This window comes from Spirillospora sp. NPDC048819, from assembly GCF_040650055.1.
In the GTDB taxonomy this organism is placed as follows: domain Bacteria; phylum Actinomycetota; class Actinomycetes; order Streptosporangiales; family Streptosporangiaceae; genus Spirillospora.
In genome coordinates this window covers 226,750-244,230 of sequence record NZ_JBEZGN010000004.1, presented here as the reverse complement: position 1 = coordinate 244,230, position 17,481 = coordinate 226,750, and the positions used below count along the sequence as shown (strand labels likewise).

19 protein-coding genes and 1 pseudogene are annotated in these 17,481 nt (G+C 70.4%); 9 read left to right on the top strand and 11 right to left on the bottom strand.

Translation table 11 applies throughout. The features are described from left to right. Positions 1-351: 351 nt before the first annotated feature. Entirely contained in the window at positions 352-1,983 is a 1,632-nt protein-coding gene (locus AB0C35_RS08970; RefSeq protein ID WP_358452238.1) for an amino acid adenylation domain-containing protein, read from the bottom strand. A 233-nt stretch (positions 1,984-2,216) separates the two neighbouring features. On the opposite strand from AB0C35_RS08970, the gene sbnA reads away from it, so the two are divergent. Both sbnA and sbnB read left to right on the top strand, forming a co-directional pair. Continuing rightward, positions 2,217-3,185, top strand: coding sequence for a 2,3-diaminopropionate biosynthesis protein SbnA (gene sbnA / locus AB0C35_RS08965; RefSeq protein ID WP_358452236.1), 969 nt, complete (start codon positions 2,217-2,219; stop codon positions 3,183-3,185). Positions 3,186-3,213: 28 nt separating this feature from the next. After that, positions 3,214-4,239 carry a 2,3-diaminopropionate biosynthesis protein SbnB gene (sbnB, locus tag AB0C35_RS08960; RefSeq protein WP_358452234.1) on the top strand — a complete coding sequence of 342 codons (1,026 nt, stop codon included), beginning with the start codon at positions 3,214-3,216 and terminating at the stop codon, positions 4,237-4,239. A gap of 5 nt (positions 4,240-4,244) precedes the next feature. Here sbnB and AB0C35_RS08955 read toward each other — a convergent pair whose 3' ends face one another. Both AB0C35_RS08955 and AB0C35_RS08950 read right to left on the bottom strand, forming a co-directional pair. After that, positions 4,245-4,823 (bottom strand): Uma2 family endonuclease, encoded by a 579-nt coding sequence (locus AB0C35_RS08955; RefSeq protein WP_358452232.1) that lies wholly within the window; start codon positions 4,821-4,823, stop codon positions 4,245-4,247. A 131-nt stretch (positions 4,824-4,954) separates the two neighbouring features. Then, positions 4,955-5,071 (bottom strand): annotated as a pseudogene (locus tag AB0C35_RS08950) (XRE family transcriptional regulator); the annotation flags it as partial. A gap of 167 nt (positions 5,072-5,238) precedes the next feature. Between AB0C35_RS08950 and AB0C35_RS08945 the strand changes: the two are divergent. After that, positions 5,239-5,997 (top strand): SDR family oxidoreductase, encoded by a 759-nt coding sequence (locus AB0C35_RS08945; RefSeq protein WP_358452230.1) that lies wholly within the window; start codon positions 5,239-5,241, stop codon positions 5,995-5,997. 84 nt (positions 5,998-6,081) lie between these two features. Here the strand turns inward: AB0C35_RS08945 and AB0C35_RS08940 are convergent, their stop codons facing one another. Next, entirely contained in the window at positions 6,082-7,332 is a 1,251-nt protein-coding gene (locus tag AB0C35_RS08940; protein WP_358452229.1) for an oxygenase MpaB family protein, read from the bottom strand. Between the two features lie 188 nt (positions 7,333-7,520). On the opposite strand from AB0C35_RS08940, the gene AB0C35_RS08935 reads away from it, so the two are divergent. Continuing rightward, positions 7,521-8,180: a helix-turn-helix domain-containing protein gene (locus AB0C35_RS08935; RefSeq protein WP_358452433.1), complete on the top strand. Its 660-nt coding sequence runs from the start codon at positions 7,521-7,523 to the stop codon at positions 8,178-8,180. A gap of 12 nt (positions 8,181-8,192) precedes the next feature. Here AB0C35_RS08935 and AB0C35_RS08930 read toward each other — a convergent pair whose 3' ends face one another. After that, the gene (locus AB0C35_RS08930) at positions 8,193-8,768 is read right to left on the bottom strand and encodes an SRPBCC family protein (RefSeq protein WP_358452227.1); all 576 of its coding nucleotides are present in this window, start codon (positions 8,766-8,768) and stop codon (positions 8,193-8,195) included. Beyond that, entirely contained in the window at positions 8,765-9,079 is a 315-nt protein-coding gene (locus AB0C35_RS08925) for a metalloregulator ArsR/SmtB family transcription factor (RefSeq protein WP_358452225.1), read from the bottom strand. Before AB0C35_RS08925 ends, AB0C35_RS08930 begins: the two co-directional genes overlap by 4 nt. Before the next feature lie 198 nt (positions 9,080-9,277). Between AB0C35_RS08925 and AB0C35_RS08920 the strand changes: the two genes are divergently transcribed. Both AB0C35_RS08920 and AB0C35_RS08915 read left to right on the top strand, forming a co-directional pair. Then, entirely contained in the window at positions 9,278-9,520 is a 243-nt protein-coding gene (locus AB0C35_RS08920; protein ID WP_358452223.1) for a hypothetical protein, read from the top strand. Positions 9,521-9,612: 92 nt separating this feature from the next. Continuing rightward, on the top strand, positions 9,613-10,710 hold the full coding sequence (locus tag AB0C35_RS08915; protein ID WP_358452221.1) for an acyl-CoA dehydrogenase family protein: 1,098 nt from the start codon (positions 9,613-9,615) through the stop codon (positions 10,708-10,710). Here the strand turns inward: AB0C35_RS08915 and AB0C35_RS08910 are convergent. Further along, positions 10,685-11,095, bottom strand: coding sequence for a DUF2000 domain-containing protein (locus AB0C35_RS08910; RefSeq protein WP_358452219.1), 411 nt, complete (start codon positions 11,093-11,095; stop codon positions 10,685-10,687). The genes AB0C35_RS08915 and AB0C35_RS08910 overlap by 26 nt on opposite strands. Positions 11,096-11,158: 63 nt before the next feature. Here AB0C35_RS08910 and AB0C35_RS08905 point away from each other — a divergent pair, with 63 nt between their 5' ends. Both AB0C35_RS08905 and AB0C35_RS08900 read left to right on the top strand, forming a co-directional pair. Further along, positions 11,159-11,965 (top strand): AraC family transcriptional regulator, encoded by an 807-nt coding sequence (locus tag AB0C35_RS08905; RefSeq protein WP_358452217.1) that lies wholly within the window; start codon positions 11,159-11,161, stop codon positions 11,963-11,965. A 15-nt stretch (positions 11,966-11,980) separates the two neighbouring features. After that, the gene (locus tag AB0C35_RS08900) at positions 11,981-12,979 is read left to right on the top strand and encodes an ADP-ribosylglycohydrolase family protein (RefSeq protein ID WP_358452215.1); all 999 of its coding nucleotides are present in this window, start codon (positions 11,981-11,983) and stop codon (positions 12,977-12,979) included. Here the strand turns inward: AB0C35_RS08900 and AB0C35_RS08895 are convergent. Genes AB0C35_RS08895 through AB0C35_RS08885 form a run of 3 tightly spaced genes read right to left on the bottom strand, consistent with a single transcriptional unit; the run spans position 12,976 to position 14,912 of the window. Then, complete coding sequence (locus AB0C35_RS08895; RefSeq protein ID WP_358452213.1) at positions 12,976-13,395, bottom strand: TIGR03668 family PPOX class F420-dependent oxidoreductase; 420 nt, start codon at positions 13,393-13,395, stop codon at positions 12,976-12,978. The genes AB0C35_RS08900 and AB0C35_RS08895 overlap by 4 nt on opposite strands. Positions 13,396-13,426: 31 nt before the next feature. Continuing rightward, positions 13,427-14,230: an enoyl-CoA hydratase gene (locus tag AB0C35_RS08890; protein ID WP_358452211.1), complete on the bottom strand. Its 804-nt coding sequence runs from the start codon at positions 14,228-14,230 to the stop codon at positions 13,427-13,429. Positions 14,231-14,267: 37 nt separating this feature from the next. Next, entirely contained in the window at positions 14,268-14,912 is a 645-nt protein-coding gene (locus tag AB0C35_RS08885) for a class II aldolase/adducin family protein (RefSeq protein WP_358452209.1), read from the bottom strand. Between the two features lie 72 nt (positions 14,913-14,984). Here AB0C35_RS08885 and AB0C35_RS08880 point away from each other — a divergent pair, with 72 nt between their 5' ends. Then, positions 14,985-15,902 carry a carbohydrate kinase family protein gene (locus AB0C35_RS08880; RefSeq protein WP_358452207.1) on the top strand — a complete coding sequence of 306 codons (918 nt, stop codon included), beginning with the start codon at positions 14,985-14,987 and terminating at the stop codon, positions 15,900-15,902. 1 nt (position 15,903) lies between these two features. On the opposite strand, the gene AB0C35_RS08875 is transcribed toward AB0C35_RS08880, so the two are convergent. Continuing rightward, complete coding sequence (locus tag AB0C35_RS08875; RefSeq protein WP_358452205.1) at positions 15,904-17,454, bottom strand: AMP-binding protein; 1,551 nt, start codon at positions 17,452-17,454, stop codon at positions 15,904-15,906. Positions 17,455-17,481 lie beyond the last annotated feature (27 nt).

Below are 17,481 nucleotides of genomic sequence, written 5' to 3'. Positions count from 1 at the left end.
AAATCGGGCTGTTCCCCGTCCCCTTTCACCCCGAGTCCCTTCCGGAACCGCGATCGGCCCGTATGAATGCGGGACCCAACGCCCTGTGGTCCGGTCAATACAGAGCGCCGCCACGTTCCGCCTTCGCCCGGGACCGCCCTGGACCATGCACTACTCAGGAGTAGCGGAGCCACAGTCAACCAGCCTGTCACATGCCTCGCAATCCCCCCAAAAGCAGAACTTGACCCGCCCCATTGCTAACAGGAGTGACAAAACCGCCGATGAGCGACCTGCACCCGGTGTGGTGCGACGCTCACCGCGTGACAAAAGTTCACAACACATTCGACCCGACGTGATCACACAGAGTGATAATCACCCGGCCGGGTACTCGTGCACGATGACCGCGGCGGCCCCCACCGACGGATGCCGCTGCAGCACCGCCTCGATCTCGCCCAGCTCCATCCGCACCCCGGCGATCTTGACCTGCCGGTCGACGCGTCCGAGGTACTGCAGGGTGGGGCGGTCCTCGCCGCCCGCGCCCGCCGGCAGCAGCCGCACCGCGTCGCCCGTCCGGTACAGGCGGCCCGTCGGGGAGTCGCCGAACGGGTCGCGGTAGAACGCCTCGCGGGTCCGCTCGTCGTCGCCCAGGTAGCCGCGCCCGACGACCGCGCCGCCGACGAACAGCTCGCCGGTCTCGCCGGCGTCGCAGGCGGCCCAGGTCCCGTCGTCCTCTTCCCGCAGCACGTACAGCCGCGCGTTCACGACCGGCGTTCCGATCGGCAGGCGGAGAAGCCGCAGGTCACCGGCCGTCACGGTGTGGTGGGTGACGTCGTCGGAGCACTCGGTCGGGCCGTAGGCGTTGAGCAGGCGCGTGTGCGGCATCGCCTCCAGCCAGCGCCGCGACAGCTCGGCGGGCAGCTCCTCGCCGGTCGCGATCATCCAGCGGAGTCCCTGCAAAGGCCGTTGCCCGGGGGTCTGGGGGGTCGTCCCCCCAGAATGACCGGGCCGTTGCCGGGGGGTTTGGGGGGTCGTCCCCCCAGAATGACCGGGCCGTTGCCGGGGAGTCTCGGGGGTCGTCCCCCCGGCAGGGCGGGGTTCTGGGGTCAGGTCGTCCAGGAGGTGCCTGACCATGGTCGGGACGAGCTCGACGATCGTGATGCCCCGCTCGTCCACGGCCTGCGCGAACGCGACGGGGTCGTGCCCGACCTCGTCGTCGACGACGTCCACCCGGCCGCCGAGTAGCAGGGGGCACAGCATCTGCCAGACCGAGATGTCGAAGCCGAGCGGGGCCGTGAACGCCACGACGTCCGCGCCGGTCAGCCCCATGTCGCCGATCTTGGCCCAGAGGTGGTTGACCATGCCCCGGTGCTCGACGACCGCGCCCTTGGGACGGCCCGTCGAACCCGAGGTGAACAGCACGTACCGGGGCTGGTCCAGAGTGTTCAGGCGAGGTTCGCCCGCCCAGGGCGCTAGGCCGTCCGCCGCGGCGGCCCGCACCACCCGGCAGCCGGCGGCGGCCGCACCCTCCGCCAGCGCGCCCGCGTCGTCCGCCATGACCAGCACGGACGCGCCCGCCTGGGCGAGGACGTCGCGAACGCGCCCGGCGGGCCACGACTCGTCGGCCGGTACGTAGAGGGCGCCGATCAGCTCGATGGCGAGGAACGCGGCGATGACGGTGGCGGAGCGCGGCCCCCCGACGCCGACGACCGTGCCGGGCTCGACGCCCTCGTTCTCCAGCAGCGCCGCCAGCCTGCGGGCCTCGGCGGCCAGCCCGGCGTAGGACACCGCGCGCGTCCCGTCGGTGACGGCGGTCCCGTCCCGCTCGGCGGCGAACCGCTCCACGCGCGTGATCACCGGGTCGGCGATGTCGACGTCCTCCTCGCGGAGCATCCCGTGCCGGACGGCCAGCTCCCTGGCCCGCCGGACCTGTGCCTCGGGCACGTCCAGGGCGGGCAGCCCGGCCAGGGGGAGCAGCCGGTCCGCGGCGGGTCCGCGAGCATTCATCATTACTCTCCGTGATGTAGAACTTCTCCACCGTCATCAACAAAACGGCGGAGGCCATAGCTTATCCGTGGTACGACAGAAGCATCTCGCATTCGCCCCTACCCGCCGGTAAGTGGGGGGTTGCGTGAAGAAGATGCACGCCGGTACGGTGATGCCTCGCCATGGCCAGGCGCGAGCCCGCGGCGAACATCGGGGAAGATGAGGGAATTGTTTCTTCATTTGAGGGTGACAGTGTGCCGATAATCACCTCGCCGCAGGATTTCAATGTCGACGACCTTTACGTCGATCTGCGGCACGTCATCGACCGTCCGCTTTACCTCAAATGCGAGGGATTCAATTTCGCGGGTTCGGTCAAATTGAAGGCCGCCGCCGCGATGGTGGAGGCGGCCGAGGCGGAGGGCGCCCTCACCGAGAACTCGATCATCGTCGAGTCGTCGTCCGGCAACCTCGGCATCGCGCTCAGCCTCATCGCGGCGAGCCGCGGGCTGAAGTTCGTGTGCGTCACCGACCCGCGCTGCAACCCAGCGTCCATGCGGGTGATGCGGGCGCTCGGCGCCGAGGTCCGGGTCGTGTCCGACCGGGACGCCAACGGCGGCTACCTCGGCGGCCGCATCGCCTACGTCCGCGAGCTGTGCGAGTCGGGCCGCGAGTACGTGTGGCTCAACCAGTACGCCAACCGCAACAACTGGCTCGCGCACTACCGTGGGACCGCTCCATCCATCGACCGGGAGTTCCCTGACCTGGAGGTTCTCTTCGTCGGCGCCGGCACGACCGGCACGCTGATGGGCTGCGCCCGCTACTTCCGCGAGCGGAACCGCCCCGTCACGATCGTGGCGGTCGACGCGGTCGGCTCCGTCACGTTCGGCGGCATCCCCGAACGCCGCATGGTGCCCGGCCTCGGCACCAGCAGCAAGCCCGCCCTCGTCGACGAGTCGTTCATCGACGACGTCGTGCACGTCGCCGAGCCCGACACGATCCGCACCGTGCACGCCCTGTCGTCGCGCGGGTTCCTGTTCGGCGGCTCCACCGGCACCGTCGTGTCCGGCGCGTCCCGCTGGCTGGAGGCCAAGTACCCCGGCGAGGACCCGGTCGCGGTGGCCATCGCCCCCGACCTCGGTGAGCGCTACCTGGACTCCATCTACGAGGAGAGCTGGCTGCGCGAGCACTTCGGCGCAGACCTGCCCGATATCCTCGACGCCTGATCACCCAGATAAACACGGAGCACTTTCCATGACACAGGCCCCCTCATTCGCCGTGATCTCCGGCGCCCAGGTCCATGACGCGGTCGCCGGGCGGGAGAAGCAGGTCACCGGGATGGTCGAGGCCGCCTACCGGCTGCACGGCGAGGGGCAGACCGTCAACCCCGACTCCTACTTCCTCCGGTTCCCCGACCGCCCGTCCGACCGGATCATCGCCCTCCCGGCCTCCGTCAAGGGCGACGTCGGGGTGCACGGCATCAAGTGGATCTCCAGCTTCCCCGGCAACGTCGCGAACGGCATCCCCCGCGCGTCCGCCGTGCTGATCCTCAACGACGCCGAGACCGGCTACCCGTTCGCGTGCCTGGAAAGCTCCATCATCAGCGCCGCCCGCACCGCCGCGTCCGCCGCGCTCGCCGCCGCCGCCCTCGCCGACGCGCGCGGCGACCGCCCCCGCCGCGTCGGCTTCATCGGCGCCGGCCTCATCGCCCGCTACATCCACACCTACCTGGCGGGCAACGGCTTCACCTTCGACGCCCTCGGCGTCCACGACCTGTCGGCGGAGCACGCCGCGGGGTTCAAGGGCTACCTGGAACGCACCGAGAAGGGCCACATCACGATCCACGACACGGCCGAGTCGCTGATCCGCTCCTCGGACCTGGTCGTCTTCGCCACCGTCGCCGGCGAACCCCACGTCACCGACCCGGCCTGGTTCGCGCACAACCCCCTCGTCCTGCACGTCTCCCTGCGCGACCTCTCCCCCGAGATCATCCTGGGCTCGTGCAACATCGTCGACGACGTCGAGCACTGCATGAAGGCCAACACGTCCCCCCACCTGGCCGAGCAGCAGGTCGGCCACCGCGACTTCGTCGACGGCACCCTCTACGACGTCCTCACCGGAAAGACGACCCCGCCCGCCGGCAGGCCGGTCGTCTTCTCCCCCTTCGGCCTGGGCGTCCTGGACCTGGCCGTGGCGAGCTACGTCTACAACGAACTCAGCGCCTCCGGCGCCCTGCAGACCGTCCCCGGCTTCTTCCACGACCTCAACCGCTACGGCTGACGCCGTCAGACGAAGTCCGAAGTATCCAGTTCAAAGCCGAACGGCTCGGGGATGACCAGCCCCTTCCCGATAGGCGCCTGATCAGTGCGCGCGTAATCCTTGCCGTCCGGTTGGCTGAACAAGATCACTCGATCCTCATCGCGGTCCACCAGCAGGTACATCGGTATCCCCGCACGCGCGTACCCGTAGCGTTTGGCCTTTCGGTCCGGCTCTGCCCTAGACGATGTCACCTCGACGACCATGGCGATCCCGTCCGCCACCGACCACGAATCATCATTGTCATAGACATCCAGGTCGAGGGGGGCGAACGTACCATCCGGGATCACGTACTCCGGAAGGCCCCCTGCGCCGGGCAGGACCAAGCCCATGTTGCCGGAGAAGTCGAAGGCGGTCGCGCTGTGCAGCATGACCTGCCTGTTGATCCTGGCGATGGTGCGCTCGTGCCTGCTGCCGGGGGGTGGGCTCACGACGATCTTTCTGTCGATCAGTTCGGCTCGGAGTCCCTCGGGAGTGTCGAGGGCGAGGAATTTGTCCAGGAGACCGTGGTCTCTCTGCGACAGAGGCTCATCAACCATCACAGTCATGCCCTGCTCCTTTCCTCGCGAGCGAGCCTATAAGCAGAGCGCCACCTTTCGCATACGGAACGTGGTAATCAAGCCAGGCATCCCTAGCTTACGATGCGGCATCGTACGCAGGGCAGACACCGCACCGTCGCCTCTTCACGCCGCAGGCCCGGCACCCGGCGGTGCCCGCCGCTGGGAAGGCCGACGGCCTCCGGGGTGACCTGCGCCCGCCGGGTACCGAGGTAGTCACCCAGGTCGGAACGAGCCATGCCCTCATCGTAGGTCGCGGAGCCGCGGGCTTCCTGGGTGCGGCACTCCCAGGAGGACGCCGCCCTGCCATCTCCCGCCCGGCCCCGCCATCGTCGGAGTCATGCCAACGAACCAGCCGGCCGGCAAAACGAGATCGTCGCGGGCCCGGCCCGCCGACGCTGAAGGTATGACCATGCCCTCCTCCTGGGACCTCACCGGAAAGGTCGCCGTCGTCACCGGCGCCGCACGCGGCATCGGCCACGCCACCGCCGCCCTCCTGCGCGACCGCGGCGCCCGCCTGGTCGTCACCGACCGATCCGCGGCCGTCGAGAAGCCGGCCGCGGCCGATCCCGGCAACGTCGCCGCGCTCGTCGGCGACGTCGCCGACGAGGAAGTCGCGCGATCGACCATGCGCCTGGCCGCCGACCGCTTCGGACGCCTCGACATCCTCGTCAACAACGCGGGCCGCACCCTGAACAAACCGGTCACCGAGACCACCGTCGACGACTTCGACGGCATCCTGCGCGTCAACGCCCGCGGCAATTTCGTCCAGGCGCGCGAAGCCTTCCGCGTCATGGAGGCCGCCGGCGGCGGCGCCATCATCTCGATCGCCTCCGTCTCCTCGATGGTCGCCTTCGAGACCCAGACGGCCTACGCCGCGTCCAAGGGCGCCCTGGCCCAGATCACCCGCGTGCTGGCCATCGAGGGCGGCCCGAAGGGCATCCGCTCCAACGCCGTCCTCCCCGGCGTGATCGACACGGACATCATGGACGGCGTCGTCGAGAACGGCCGCGAGATGCTCGCCTCCTTCGGCGCGGCCCACCCGATCGGCCGCATCGGCCGCCCCGAGGAGGTCGCCGAGGCCGTCGCCTTCCTGGCATCGGACGCGTCCAGCTTCATCACCGGCGCCCTCCTGACCGTCGACGGCGGCTGGACCGCCCAGTGACCTCACACTCTCTGGCCCACCATTCGCGGGGGCAATCCCGGTTTCGGGCCCGGACTTCGGCTGAGTCCGGGCCCGAGATCCCGGTCAGTAGTGCGGGTTGTTGGTGTGCGGGATCTCGATGCTGATCGGCAGGTTCCCGCCGGACAGGACGAGCAGGGCCGCCAGGCGGAGGATCTCGTCGAAGGCCCAGTAGGCCTTCTGCAGGGCGCCCGGCGCGTCCTCGAGCGCGAGCAGGCCCTCGCGGACGGCGATGAAGGGCTCCCAGGCGACCTCGAAGACCTCGTCCCAGAACGGTTCCCGGGGGATCTTCAGCCATTCGGCGATCTCGTCGCCGAGGACGTAGCGGGTGAGTGCGCCGAGGATGGGCTTGGTGACGTACCTGAGGGGGCCGCCCGGGACGATCGTGGCAAGGTTGAGCAGCATGTCGGCCAGCTTGACGCCCTCGGGCGTCGGCGCCAGGACCGGCGTCAGGACCTGCGCGGCCTGCGCGTTCGCCTCGGCCCAGGAGTTGGGGATGTACTCGTCCTTGATGCCGAGCATGTGCGCGCACAGCTGCCACGAGTGCAGGAACGCCTCGGACTCGCCGGCCGGGATCGGCACCTTCCACTTCTGCAGGTTCTGCATGACGGTCGTGGGCAGGCTGTGCCAGGTGACCATCATGTCCGCCTGGCTGATCGGGATCTTCTCGTCGGCGACCTTCGACCAGTGCGCGGACTTCGGCAGCAGGTGACGCACGCCCGCGTGCGCCAGCCGGGTCTTGACGCACGTCACGATCATCTCGCCGCGGTCCTTGTAGGCGTTCGACGTGCCGATGTCGTACCCGAGCTTGGCGGTCTTGGTGATGCGGTCCCGCATGTCCGCGCCGCCCTTGGAGTAGTAGACCGCGCGCGCCTCCTTCGGAATGACCGTGCTCATCATCCCGCTGGCGAAGCCATAGGTGACGCCGAGGTAGAGCCCGCGCTTCTCGTTGAAGTCCACCGCGGTCTCGAGCTTGTTCTCGTCGGCCCACGACGGCATCTCGCGGGCCTTCTCGATGAACTTCCGCAGCTCCCACGGCAGCAGGAGCGGCAGGAACTGACCATTCTTGGTCCATTGGCGCAGCTGCGCGTTGATGAAGTCCACATGACCGCTGTCGATCAGGTCGGCGACGAGTTCGTCGGCCTCCGCGTCCCACACCCCCCGCGGGTCGGCGCCTTGCCCCGCGCCCGCGACCGAGCCCTTGGGCGACCACGTCCACAGTGCGGACGCCTGCGCGGGCGAGGCGGCGCTCAGTGCGCCCACCACGCCCAGCGTCCCACCGGTCACCAGCACGTTCCGCCTGCTGGGTCTCTCCATGCCTTCGCTCCTCCTCGGGCCGAGCGCGCCTTGCTGATATGGTGATACGCAACCTGCATCTGCGTATCATTGACACGGCAGCAATGACAGCACAGTGTGTCGGCCATCACAAGGCCCAGAGTGTCGGTGATTTAAGGCGGAATCGGCCTCTTCGGGAGGAGAACGTGGAACCTGCACCGTCCGCGCTCATGGCGACATCGAGCCAGGAATCGTTACTCGAACGGGCCTACACCGACGCCGTCGGCCATGTCGACGACGCAGACGAACCCCGTGCGCGCATCCTCGACGCGGCCCATGAGCAGTTCTGCCGGATGGGCATCCAGCGCTCCACCATGGAGGACGTGGCCCGGCGCGCCGGCGTTTCGCGCATCACGGTCTACCGGCGGTTCTCCACCAAGGACGCTCTGGTCGAACAGGTGGTGCTGCGGGAGTACCGCCGCTATTTCGACCGGTTCCTCATCGACATCCAGCAGGCCGAGACCGTCGCCGACCGTGTGGTGCTGGGCTTCGTGAGCTCGTTGCGCGCCATCCAGCGCAACCCGCTGATCGGCGGCATGATCGCGGCGGAACCGGACCTGCTCGTCTCCTCCATGATCAACGACGGGGGCCGGACCGTCGCCACGGTGCGGCAGTTCGTCGCGGGCCAACTCCGCCACGAACAACGCGCCGGAAACGTCTCGGACGACCTGGACGTCGACATGGTGGCCGAGATGATGGTGCGGGTCTCCGCCTCCTTCCTGGCGATCCCCAGCCACCTCATCGACCTCGACGACGACGAACGGCTGGCCGCGGTGGCCCGGCGTTTCCTCGTCCCCATGCTGGAGTCACCCCATGCCGACCGGCGATAGCCGTGCGCCCGGTCAGGACTCCTCGCTCTCGCCCTTCAGATGCTCGGGGAGACCGGTGCTGGGCATGCCGAACCTCTGCGCGTACCGATCGTTGAGTTCGGACCAGCCGAAGTCCGCCGCCGCGGCGCCGCGGATCGGCGGGATCGGGCGCCCGTCGAGCAGCTTCTCGGCCACGTCGAGGCAGATGTGCCAGCCGGCCGCGACCTTCGGGATCCAGTCGCGGTCCTCGACGGTGTGCCGCAGCGTCAGCCGCGTGCCGGTGCCGGTGGCCGCGAGCTCCCAGCGCAGCAGGCCGGTGCCGAAGGTGTGCTCCAGCAGCGCCGGCGGTTCGGCGCGGACGACCTCGGCCGCCATGTCCTCGGGCTTCTCGTCGTCGATCATCGTCAGCGTGACGTCTCCCGGCTCCGCGAGATCGCGGTCGGCGGTGTAGGGCGCCCACGCGGCGAGTTGGCCGGGCTCGGTGAGCGCGGCCCACACCTTCTCGGGCGGGTGGCGCAGATCGCGGGTGAAGACGAGCGTCCAGCCGTCCTCGGTCGCCTCGCAGTCGGCCCGGGCGAGCGGGCTCGGACGGTATGCGTCGGTGGTCATGACTCCTCCAGGTTGTCGAGGTGGCGCTCGAGAGCGTCGAGATGCCGGTCCCACAGGGCGCGATACGGCTGAAGCCAGTCGTCGAGCGCCTGGAAAGGGCCGGCTTGAACGCGGTAGATCCGCCGCTGCGCCTCCGTGCGGCAGGTGACGAAACCGGCTTCCCTGAGCACCTTCAGCTGCTTGGACACCCTGGGCTGACTGACGTCGAGCGCCTCGACCAGTTCGTTCACGCTGCTCTCGGCCGCCAGGAGCCGGTCGAGAATCCGGCGCCGGGTCGGTTCGGACAGGACGGCGAACGTATCGACGGACATGGCTCTATATTCTCTCGCCGTTATATACCTGTCAAGGCATATACCTGCCCGAGGGGGATGGAAGGCGCGGCGACGTCCTGGCGCCGGTCGACTCAGGCGAACCCGGAGGTGTCCAGCTCGATCCCGAACGGCTCCGGCAGCGGAAGCGTCTTCCCGAACAGACAGATAGAAGGTCCGGGGAACGGGCACGTTCTCGCTATGGATGAGCGAAGGTACAGGCGCGGGGACGTTCAGGAGCTGACGGATTTCGAGCTGACCGTGTACGAGACCGTCGCGACGATCGACAAGGGCGGCGGCGCGGCGGACTTCGACACGATCGAGGAGCTCGTCGGCGCGCCCGAGGAGGACCTGTGGGCGGCGCTCGGGCATCTGGTGTCGATCAACCACCTGCATTCGACCAGCCGGGGGTACATGCTCGGCCCGCACGACTGGGCGCCCTGACCGTCCCGGTGGATGGGAACGCCGGCCGGCCCGGCGGCGGGCGTGCGGCACGATGACCGGGCAAGCGTGAGCACGTGTGGGAGGCCGCCGGAATGCAGCTCGTCGTCACCGAGGAACAGCGGGAGCTGAGGGACGCGCTGCGGCGCTTCTTCGCCGACCGGTCGCCTTCCGCCGAGGTGCGGCGGCTGATGGAGACGGCCGAGGGCTACGACCCCGGGATGTGGGCGCAGATGGCCGGGCAGCTCGGGCTGCAGGGCCTCGCGATCGGTGAGGAGCACGGCGGCGCCGGGTTCGGGGTGCGGGAGCTGGCCGTCGTGTTCGAGGAGATGGGACGGGCCGTGGTGTGCGCGCCGTTCCTCGCCGCGATCACGGCCGCGGCGGCTCTGGAGGCCGGGGACGGCGGTCATGATCTGCTGGCCGGCATCGCAGACGGGTCGACCATCGCGACGTTGGCGGTGGCCGAGCAGGACGGACGCTGGGATCTCGGGGCGTTGGCGGCGACGTTCGAGGGCGGGATGCTGCGGGGGGCGAAGGACTTCGTCCTGGACGGGCACGTCGCCGATCTGATCCTGGTGGCGGCCAAGGGCCCGGACGGTGTCGGGGTCTACGCGGTGGAGGACGTCGCAGGGCTCGTCCGGACGGTCCTGCCCACGCTCGATCAGACGCGGAAGCTCGCGCGGATCGAGTTCGACGGCGTTCCGGCTCGGAAGGTGGGCGGGGAGGACGCCGTCCTGCGGGCCCTCGACGTGGCGGCGGTGGCGTTGGCCGCGGAGCAGCTCGGCGGGGCTCAGAAGACCCTCGACATGACGGTCGAGTACGCGAAGGTGCGGCACCAGTTCGGGCGTCCGATCGGGTCGTTCCAGGCGATCAAGCACCGGTGCGCGGACATGTTCGTGCTGGTGGAGTCGGCGCGGTCGGCGGTGCTGAACGCGGCGGCCGCCGCGGACGAGAGCCCGGCGGAGTTGCCGGCGGCGGCGGCGCTGGCCAAGGCGTACTGCTCGGACGCCTTCTTCCACACGGCGAGCGAGGCGATCCAGTTGCACGGCGGCATCGGGTTCACGTGGGAGCACGACGCGCACCTGTACTTCAAGCGGGCCCAGGGGTCGCGGCAGTTGTTCGGGGCGCCGGAGCGTCATCGTGAGCGGCTCGCCGAGCTGGCCGGGCTCACGGGTGCAGCCGCAGCCCCTTGAGCACCTTGTCCACGCCGTTCTTCGGACCGTGGACGGAGAACCCGACGAGCGGCATCTCGTCGGCGGTGACGGCGCGGACGGTCTCGCGGTTCGCTTCGTCGTGGCCGGTTTTGAACATGTCCTCGATGTAGACCGCGATGTCCATCTCGCGGGCGAGAGCGCGCTCGTGGGCCTTGCGGATCGCTTCGGCGCCGGCCTCGTAGACCAGGACGGGCTGCCGGAACATCGCCAGGTAGGTGTTGCCCGAGGCGTCCTCGTAGGGCTCGCCGATGACGCCGGGGAAGGCGCCGGCGACGGCGCTCGCGAGGAACGCGGTGACGTTGAGCCGCTGCCACGCGGCCAGGTCGTCCCGGACCACGATCCCGATCTTGGTGTCGAAACGCATGCCCGCCAGATTGCCCGATCCGGCCGGGGACCGTCTTGAACGCTCGTGCGCCAGACTGGGAACGTGGAATGGAGCCGGTACTGGCGGTCCCCCGACCGTCCCCTGGAGGCGATGCACGCCCATTTCGAGCGGCACGTGTATCACCGGCACAGCCATGAGACGTACTCGTTCGGCGTGACCGAGGACGGGTATCAGGCGTTCCGGTGCCGCGGCGACGCCTACACGAGCGCGGCCGGGATGGTCATCGCGTTCAATCCGGACGATCCGCACGACGGGCACGCCGCCGACGAACTGGGGTTCACCTACCGGATCGTGCACATCGGGCCGGAGCTGGTGTCCGGGGTGCTGGCCGACATCACGGACCGTCCGGCCGGGCTTCCTCTGTTCGGGTCGCCGGTCGTGGCCGATCCCGTCCTGGCGCGGAATCTGCGCGGCCTGCACGCCGCGCTGCTCGGCGGCGCGTCCGCTCTGCGGCGGGACGAGTCGCTGATCGCGACGGTCGGGGCGATGGTCGACCGGGCCGCGACGCGGCGGCTGCGCCCCTCGTCCGCGAACGGCGTCGTGGAACGGGCCCGGCGGCGGCTTGAGGAGTCGTATCTGGACGACGTCGGCGCCGACGAGCTGGCGGAGGCGGCGGGGTGCAGCCGCTTCGCGCTGTACCGGGCGTTCCGGCGGGCCTACGGGATGGCGCCGAGCGACTACCAGCGTCAGCTGCGGCTGCGCGCGGCGCGCCGGCTGCTGGCGCGCGGCGACGCGATCGGGGAGGTCGCGGCGGCGACGGGCTTCGCCGACCAGAGCCATCTGACGCGCTGGTTCGTCCGCTGCTACGGGATGACGCCCGGCGGTTTCCGCGGAGCTTCTACCGGTTGAGGCAGAATGCCGCCCATGAGACGGGCGAGCGGCGCGATGTTCGGTTCGGCGTACGGGGACTCCCTGGGCGCGCCGACCGAGTTCCTCACGATGAAGCAGATCCACCGGCGTTTCGGCGAGCACGGGCCGACGCAGCTCAACGGTGATCCGGCGCTGGTCACCGACGACACGCAGATGGCGATCGCCGTCGGCCTCGCCCTTCTGGACGCGCTGGAGAACCCGCCGTTCACCCCCGAGCTGATCACGCCGATGTGGCGGCGGCGGTTCGTCGACTGGCTCCACAGCCCCGACAACAACCGGGCCCCGGGCAACACGTGCCTGCGGGCGTGCGAGGGCCTGGCCGCCGGGAAGCCCTGGGTGCAGGCCACCGTGGCGGGTTCCAAGGGTTGCGGCGCCAACATGCGCGTCGCGCCTGTCGGTCTCGCGCCCGGGCTCACCGACGAGACCCGGGCGGGCGCTGCGCAGCTTCAGGCCGCGCTCACCCACGGACATCCGACCGGGTTGGCCGCCAGCGAGCTGACCGCGTTCGCCGTCCGGTGGCTGGCCGACGGGATGGACCCGTCCGACCTGCCCGCCGCGCTCCGCGACCGCTGCCACGACCAGCGCGCCGTCTACCACGAGCGCTGGCTCGGGGACCTGTGGCAGCGGCCCGGCATGGACGCGCCGGAGGCGTTCATCGCGCGCGGCTGGGACGAGTGCCTGCACGTCCTCGACCGGCTGGACGAGGCCCTAGCCCGCGGCGACCGTGCGTCCGATCCCTGTGAGATCACGGGGGCGGGCTGGGTCGCGGAGGAGGCTTTCGCCACCGGCCTGTTGTGCTTCCTGTTCTTCCCCGGCGAACCCGTCGAGGCGATCTGGCGCGGCGCCGCCAGTTCCGGCGACTCCGACTCGATCGCGTGCCTGGCGGGGGCCTTCGCCGGCGCGCACCTCGGCATGGACGCCTGGCCGGACGAGTGGCGCGCCCGCATCGAGTACGCGGGCGACCTCGCGAAGATCGGCGGGGCCTGGGACTAGGACGCGGCCCAGCCCGTCCAGTTCTCGATCACGATGGCGATGACCGGGCCCTCGGGGGGCCGGTCGCGGTACTGGGCGTAGCGGCCGGCGAGCAGCCGGACGGGCTCGGCCATCCTCTCCGGCTCCCGGACGATGTTCGCGTGGCCGTCCACGCGGACCCACCAGAGCCGGGTCCAGTCGTCCTCGTAGTGGTCGGCCAGCAGCGCGACGTGCGGATTGGCGCGGATGTCGGCCAGCCGCCGCAGATCCCGCGTGCTCTTCGGCTTGTGGTCGACGGCCGTGTAGACGGTCCCCCGGTGGACGGCGAACGTCACGGGGACGAGGTGCGGCCGCGAGTCCTCCCCGACGGTCGCCAGGCGCGCGACGGGGACGGTCGTCAGCAGGTGGCGCGCGTCGTCCGGCGAGAGCTTCGGCACTCCCTCAGCCTGTCACGCCGCCGCCCGCGCGTCAGTCCTTGAAGTCGGGCGGGCGGTTCTGTTTGCGGGCCTTGATCGCTTCTTCGAAGTTGTGGGTGGTGAGGCGGACGTAGAGCTGGGCGAGGCCCTCCTGGCCCATGTGGGCGTCGATGCTCGCGGCGTCCAGGCTGGACCACAGCATCCGCTTCGTCAGCTCGGTGCCGGGACGGCTGAACCCCGCGATCCGCTCGGCCAGCTCGTAGCAGGTGTCGAGGAGCTTGTCGGACGGGACGACGCGGGAGAGCAGGCCGACGCGTTCGGCTTCGGCGGCGTCCACGTCGCGGCCGGACAGCATCATCTCGAAGGCGCGCGACGCGCCGATCGCGCGGGGCAGCAGGTAGCTGAGGCCGAGTTCGCTCGCGGTGAGGCCGTTGTTGATGCCGGCGGCGCGGAACAGGGCGGTGTCGGCGCCGAGCCTGATGTCGGCGGCGAGGGACAGGCACAGCCCGCCTCCGATCGCCGGGCCGTTGATCGCGGCGATGACCGGCTGGTGGACGCGGCGCATCGCGCGGATCACGTCGTCGAGCAGTTCCATCGAGCGGAGCGCGATGGTGGGGAGCGTGAGCCCGTCGATGCCGGGGAGGTCGCCCGGGTTCTCCAGGTCGGCGCCCGAGCAGAAGCCGCGCCCGGCGCCGGTGATGACGACGACGCGGGTGTCGTTGTCGCGGCTGACCTCCTCCAGCGCCTCGCGGAACGGGACCATGACGTCGAAGGCCATCGCGTTCATGCGTTCGGGGCGGTTGAGCGTGATGAGGGTGATGTGCGGGCGCGGCTTGTCGATCAGGACGAAGGGCAAAGCGGACCTCCCACACGGTGACCTAGCAAGCGTTAGGTTACACGCGGGGGAACTCCGGGGGCGTGAGGCCCCGCTCGACGACGGCCGCGAGTTCCCCGTCCGTCAGGATGCGCGGCTCGCCGATCATCTTGGCCCTGACGTAGACGCCGCAGAGCCACTCCAGGAGGCGCGCGTTCTCGAACGCCTCGTCCAGGTCACGGCCGATCGTGACGCCGCCGTGGTTGGCCATCAGCGCGGCGCGCTTCCCTCCGGCCATGGCGGTGCGGACGTTCTCCGCGAGTTCGGGCGTCCCGTAGGTGGCGTACTCGGCGACCTTGACCACGCCGCCGAGCAGGAGGGTGTTGTAGTGGATCGGCGGCAACTCGGACATGGTCGTCGCCACGACCGCGCCGTAGGTGGAGTGGGTGTGGACGATGGCCGCCGCGGGGGTCGCCTCGTACAGGGCCAGGTGCATGGGCGTCTCGGACGACGGCGCCCGGTCCCCCTCGACCAGCCGGGCCGACATGTTCACGACCGGGCAGTCGGCGGGCTCCATCCGGTCGAGCATCATCCCGCCCGGCGTGACCGCGACCAGGTCGCCCGACCGGACGCTGATGTTCCCCGACGCGCCGGTGACCAGGCCGGTCTCGGCGAGGCGGCGGCCGGCCTCGCACAGTCGCTCCCGCTCGTCCTTCAGCAACATGCGAACACCTCTCACATTTTCGGGTCCGTACCCCGTACGCTACGACCCTGACGATCTTCAAGGGGTGTGGTCATGGCGGTTGTAACACTGGGTGCGCACATCCTGGACGTGCTCGCGCGGCCCGTCGAAAACATCCCCGGCGGGCAGGACACCGTCGTCGTGGACGAGATCAGGGTGACCGCCGCGGGCGCCGCCGCAGGGACCGCGGTCGCCCTCGCCAGGCTCGGAAACGACGTCGTCTCGGTCGGCGCGATCGGGGACGACGACCTCGGCGACCTGCTGGTGCGCATCATGACGCGGAACGGCGTGGACGTGCGCGGGCTCGTCCGGCGGACCGCCGACCAGACGAGCGCGTCGATCCTGCCGATCCGGCCCGACGGCGGGCGGCCGAGCTTCCACGTCCCGGGCGCCAACCTGACCCTCACCGCCGGGGCGGTCGGCCCCGGGCTGCTCGCCGCGGCGACCGTGGTGCACCTCGGGGGGCCGGACGTCACGTTCGGCCTCAACGACGCCGCGTTCTTCGAGACGCTCGCCGCCGCGAGGGACACCGGCACCGTCGTGACGATGGACCCGCTGTCCAACATGCCCGACCTCCTCGGCGGCGCCGCCGCGTTCCTGCCGTACGTCGACCATTTCCTGCCCAACGAGGAGCAGGCCGCGGCGATGACCGGCGAGAACGACCCGGAGAAGGCCGCCAAGGCGCTGCTCGCCAGGGGTCCGGAGACGGTGATCGTCACCCTCGGCGGGGACGGCAGCCTCGTCGCCACCGCCGACGGCGTGCACCGGCTGCCCGTCCTGCCCGTCGAGGTCGTCGACACCACCGGCTGCGGCGACGCCTACTGCGCCGGGTTCATCACCGGGCTCACGCGGGGACGCGACGTCCTGGAGTCGGCGCGCTGGGGCACGGCCGCCGCGGCGACCGTCGCCCAGGGGCTCGGCTCCGACGCCTGCCTCACCGACCTGGACGCTGTCCTCGCGCTGCTTAGGTGAGTCAGATCTTCTGCGTCCGGTCCTCCCAGTACGGGTCGCGCAGGAGGCGCTTGTAGAGCTTGCCGGTGGGCGTCCTCGGCATCGCGTCGACGAAGTCGATCGAGCGCGGCGCCTTGTACCCCGCGAGCGCCGTGCGGACGTGCTCGATCAGCTCGTCCGCGAGCGCGCCGGACGGCTCGGCCCCGTCGGCGAGCTCGACGGCGGCCTTCACCTGCTCGCCGAACTCCTCGTCCGGCACGCCGAACACGGCCACGTCCCGGACCGACGGATGGGTGATCAGGACGCCCTCGATCTCCGCCGGATAGATGTTCACCCCGCCGCTGATGATCATGTCGATGACGCGGTCGGACAGGAACAGGTAGCCGTCGTCGTCGAGGTAGCCGACGTCGCCGGTGGTGAACAGGCGGTCCCCGCGGTGCATCGAGCGGGTCTTGTCCTCGTCGCCCCAGTACTCGACGTCGTCGCCGCTGGTGTAGCGGAAGAAGATCTGGCCCGGCTCCCCCGGCGCCGCGGGCTCGCCGTCCTCGCGCAGGATGTGGACCTCCGTCGTCGGCAGGGGGCGGCCGACGCTGCCGGGCTTGTCCAGCCACTCCGGCGCGGTGATGACGCTGTTCACCGCCGCCTCCGTGGAGCCGTAGTACTCGTGGACGATCGGGCCGAACCAGTCGATCATCTGCCGCTTGACGTCCGGCGAGCACGGCGCGGCGCCGTGCCACACGACCGAGAGGCTGTGGCCGGCGAACGACGCGCGGGTCTCCTCGTCCAGCCGCAGAAGCCGGACGAACTGCGTCGGCACCAGATGGACGTTCGTGATCGTGTGCTCGTCGATGAGCCGGAGCGTCTCGGCCGGGTCGAAGGTCTGCCGCATCACCACCGGCCGCCCCACCAGCATGAACACGTAGGACCACAGCCACTGCGCCGAGTGGTAGACGGGCCCGACGAGCAGCGACCGGCCGTTCGCGGGGATCTGCAGGACGTCGGCGAACACGTCCCCGAGGAGCGTGGCCGTCTCGATCGGGGCGCCCGCGCCGAGCTGCTTGCGGCGCACGCCCTTCGGCCGCCCGGTGGTGCCCGAGGTGTAGAACATCGGGAACCCCATCACCGGGTCGGCGATCTCCTCCTGCGCGCCGCCCGCGAAGAACTCCTCGTAGGGGGTGAAGCCCGCGATCCCGTCGCCGAACGCGACGCGGGCGTCCAGGCCGAGTCCCTCGGACGCCTCGCGCGCGATGTCGCCGAAGACGTCCTCGGAGAACAGCGCCCGCGCGCCCGCGTCCTCCAGGACGTAGCGCAGCTCGTCGGCCGTCCAGTGCCAGTTGACCATGACGTGGCGGAGCCCGATGTGGCCCGCGGCGCACATCAGCTCGAAGTACTCGCGCCGGTTGCCGGAGTGGATGGCGATCGCGTCGCCGGTGGTCAGGCCCAGGCCGCGCAGCGCGCTCGCCAGCCGGTCGGTTCTGGCGTCCAGCTCCCGCCAGGACGTGCTGCCGCGTTCGTCGGTCAGCGCTGGTTCGTCGGGCCTCGCCTCGACGTGAGGGCGCAGCAGTACGGCCATCGGCCACCTCCGGGGAACGCGGCAGGG

What these genes read in the sequence shown, in the direction of transcription:
- AB0C35_RS08955 (WP_358452232.1), bottom strand. Translation starts at nt 4,823, where the DNA reads ATGACTGTGATGGTTGATGAGCCTCTGTCGCAGAGAGACCACGGTCTC.
- AB0C35_RS08910 (WP_358452219.1), bottom strand. Translation starts at nt 11,095, where the DNA reads ATGCGTTTCGACACCAAGATCGGGATCGTGGTCCGGGACGACCTGGCC.
- AB0C35_RS08970 (WP_358452238.1), bottom strand. Translation starts at nt 1,983, where the DNA reads ATGAATGCTCGCGGACCCGCCGCGGACCGGCTGCTCCCCCTGGCCGGG.
- AB0C35_RS08875 (WP_358452205.1), bottom strand. Translation starts at nt 17,454, where the DNA reads ATGGCCGTACTGCTGCGCCCTCACGTCGAGGCGAGGCCCGACGAACCA.
- sbnB (WP_358452234.1), top strand. Translation starts at nt 3,214, where the DNA reads ATGACACAGGCCCCCTCATTCGCCGTGATCTCCGGCGCCCAGGTCCAT.
- AB0C35_RS08935 (WP_358452433.1), top strand. Translation starts at nt 7,521, where the DNA reads ATGGCGACATCGAGCCAGGAATCGTTACTCGAACGGGCCTACACCGAC.
- AB0C35_RS08925 (WP_358452225.1), bottom strand. Translation starts at nt 9,079, where the DNA reads ATGTCCGTCGATACGTTCGCCGTCCTGTCCGAACCGACCCGGCGCCGG.
- AB0C35_RS08885 (WP_358452209.1), bottom strand. Translation starts at nt 14,912, where the DNA reads ATGTTGCTGAAGGACGAGCGGGAGCGACTGTGCGAGGCCGGCCGCCGC.
- AB0C35_RS08880 (WP_358452207.1), top strand. Translation starts at nt 14,985, where the DNA reads ATGGCGGTTGTAACACTGGGTGCGCACATCCTGGACGTGCTCGCGCGG.
- AB0C35_RS08930 (WP_358452227.1), bottom strand. Translation starts at nt 8,768, where the DNA reads ATGACCACCGACGCATACCGTCCGAGCCCGCTCGCCCGGGCCGACTGC.
- AB0C35_RS08940 (WP_358452229.1), bottom strand. Translation starts at nt 7,332, where the DNA reads ATGGAGAGACCCAGCAGGCGGAACGTGCTGGTGACCGGTGGGACGCTG.
- AB0C35_RS08945 (WP_358452230.1), top strand. Translation starts at nt 5,239, where the DNA reads ATGACCATGCCCTCCTCCTGGGACCTCACCGGAAAGGTCGCCGTCGTC.
- AB0C35_RS08900 (WP_358452215.1), top strand. Translation starts at nt 11,981, where the DNA reads ATGAGACGGGCGAGCGGCGCGATGTTCGGTTCGGCGTACGGGGACTCC.
- AB0C35_RS08920 (WP_358452223.1), top strand. Translation starts at nt 9,278, where the DNA reads ATGGATGAGCGAAGGTACAGGCGCGGGGACGTTCAGGAGCTGACGGAT.
- AB0C35_RS08915 (WP_358452221.1), top strand. Translation starts at nt 9,613, where the DNA reads ATGCAGCTCGTCGTCACCGAGGAACAGCGGGAGCTGAGGGACGCGCTG.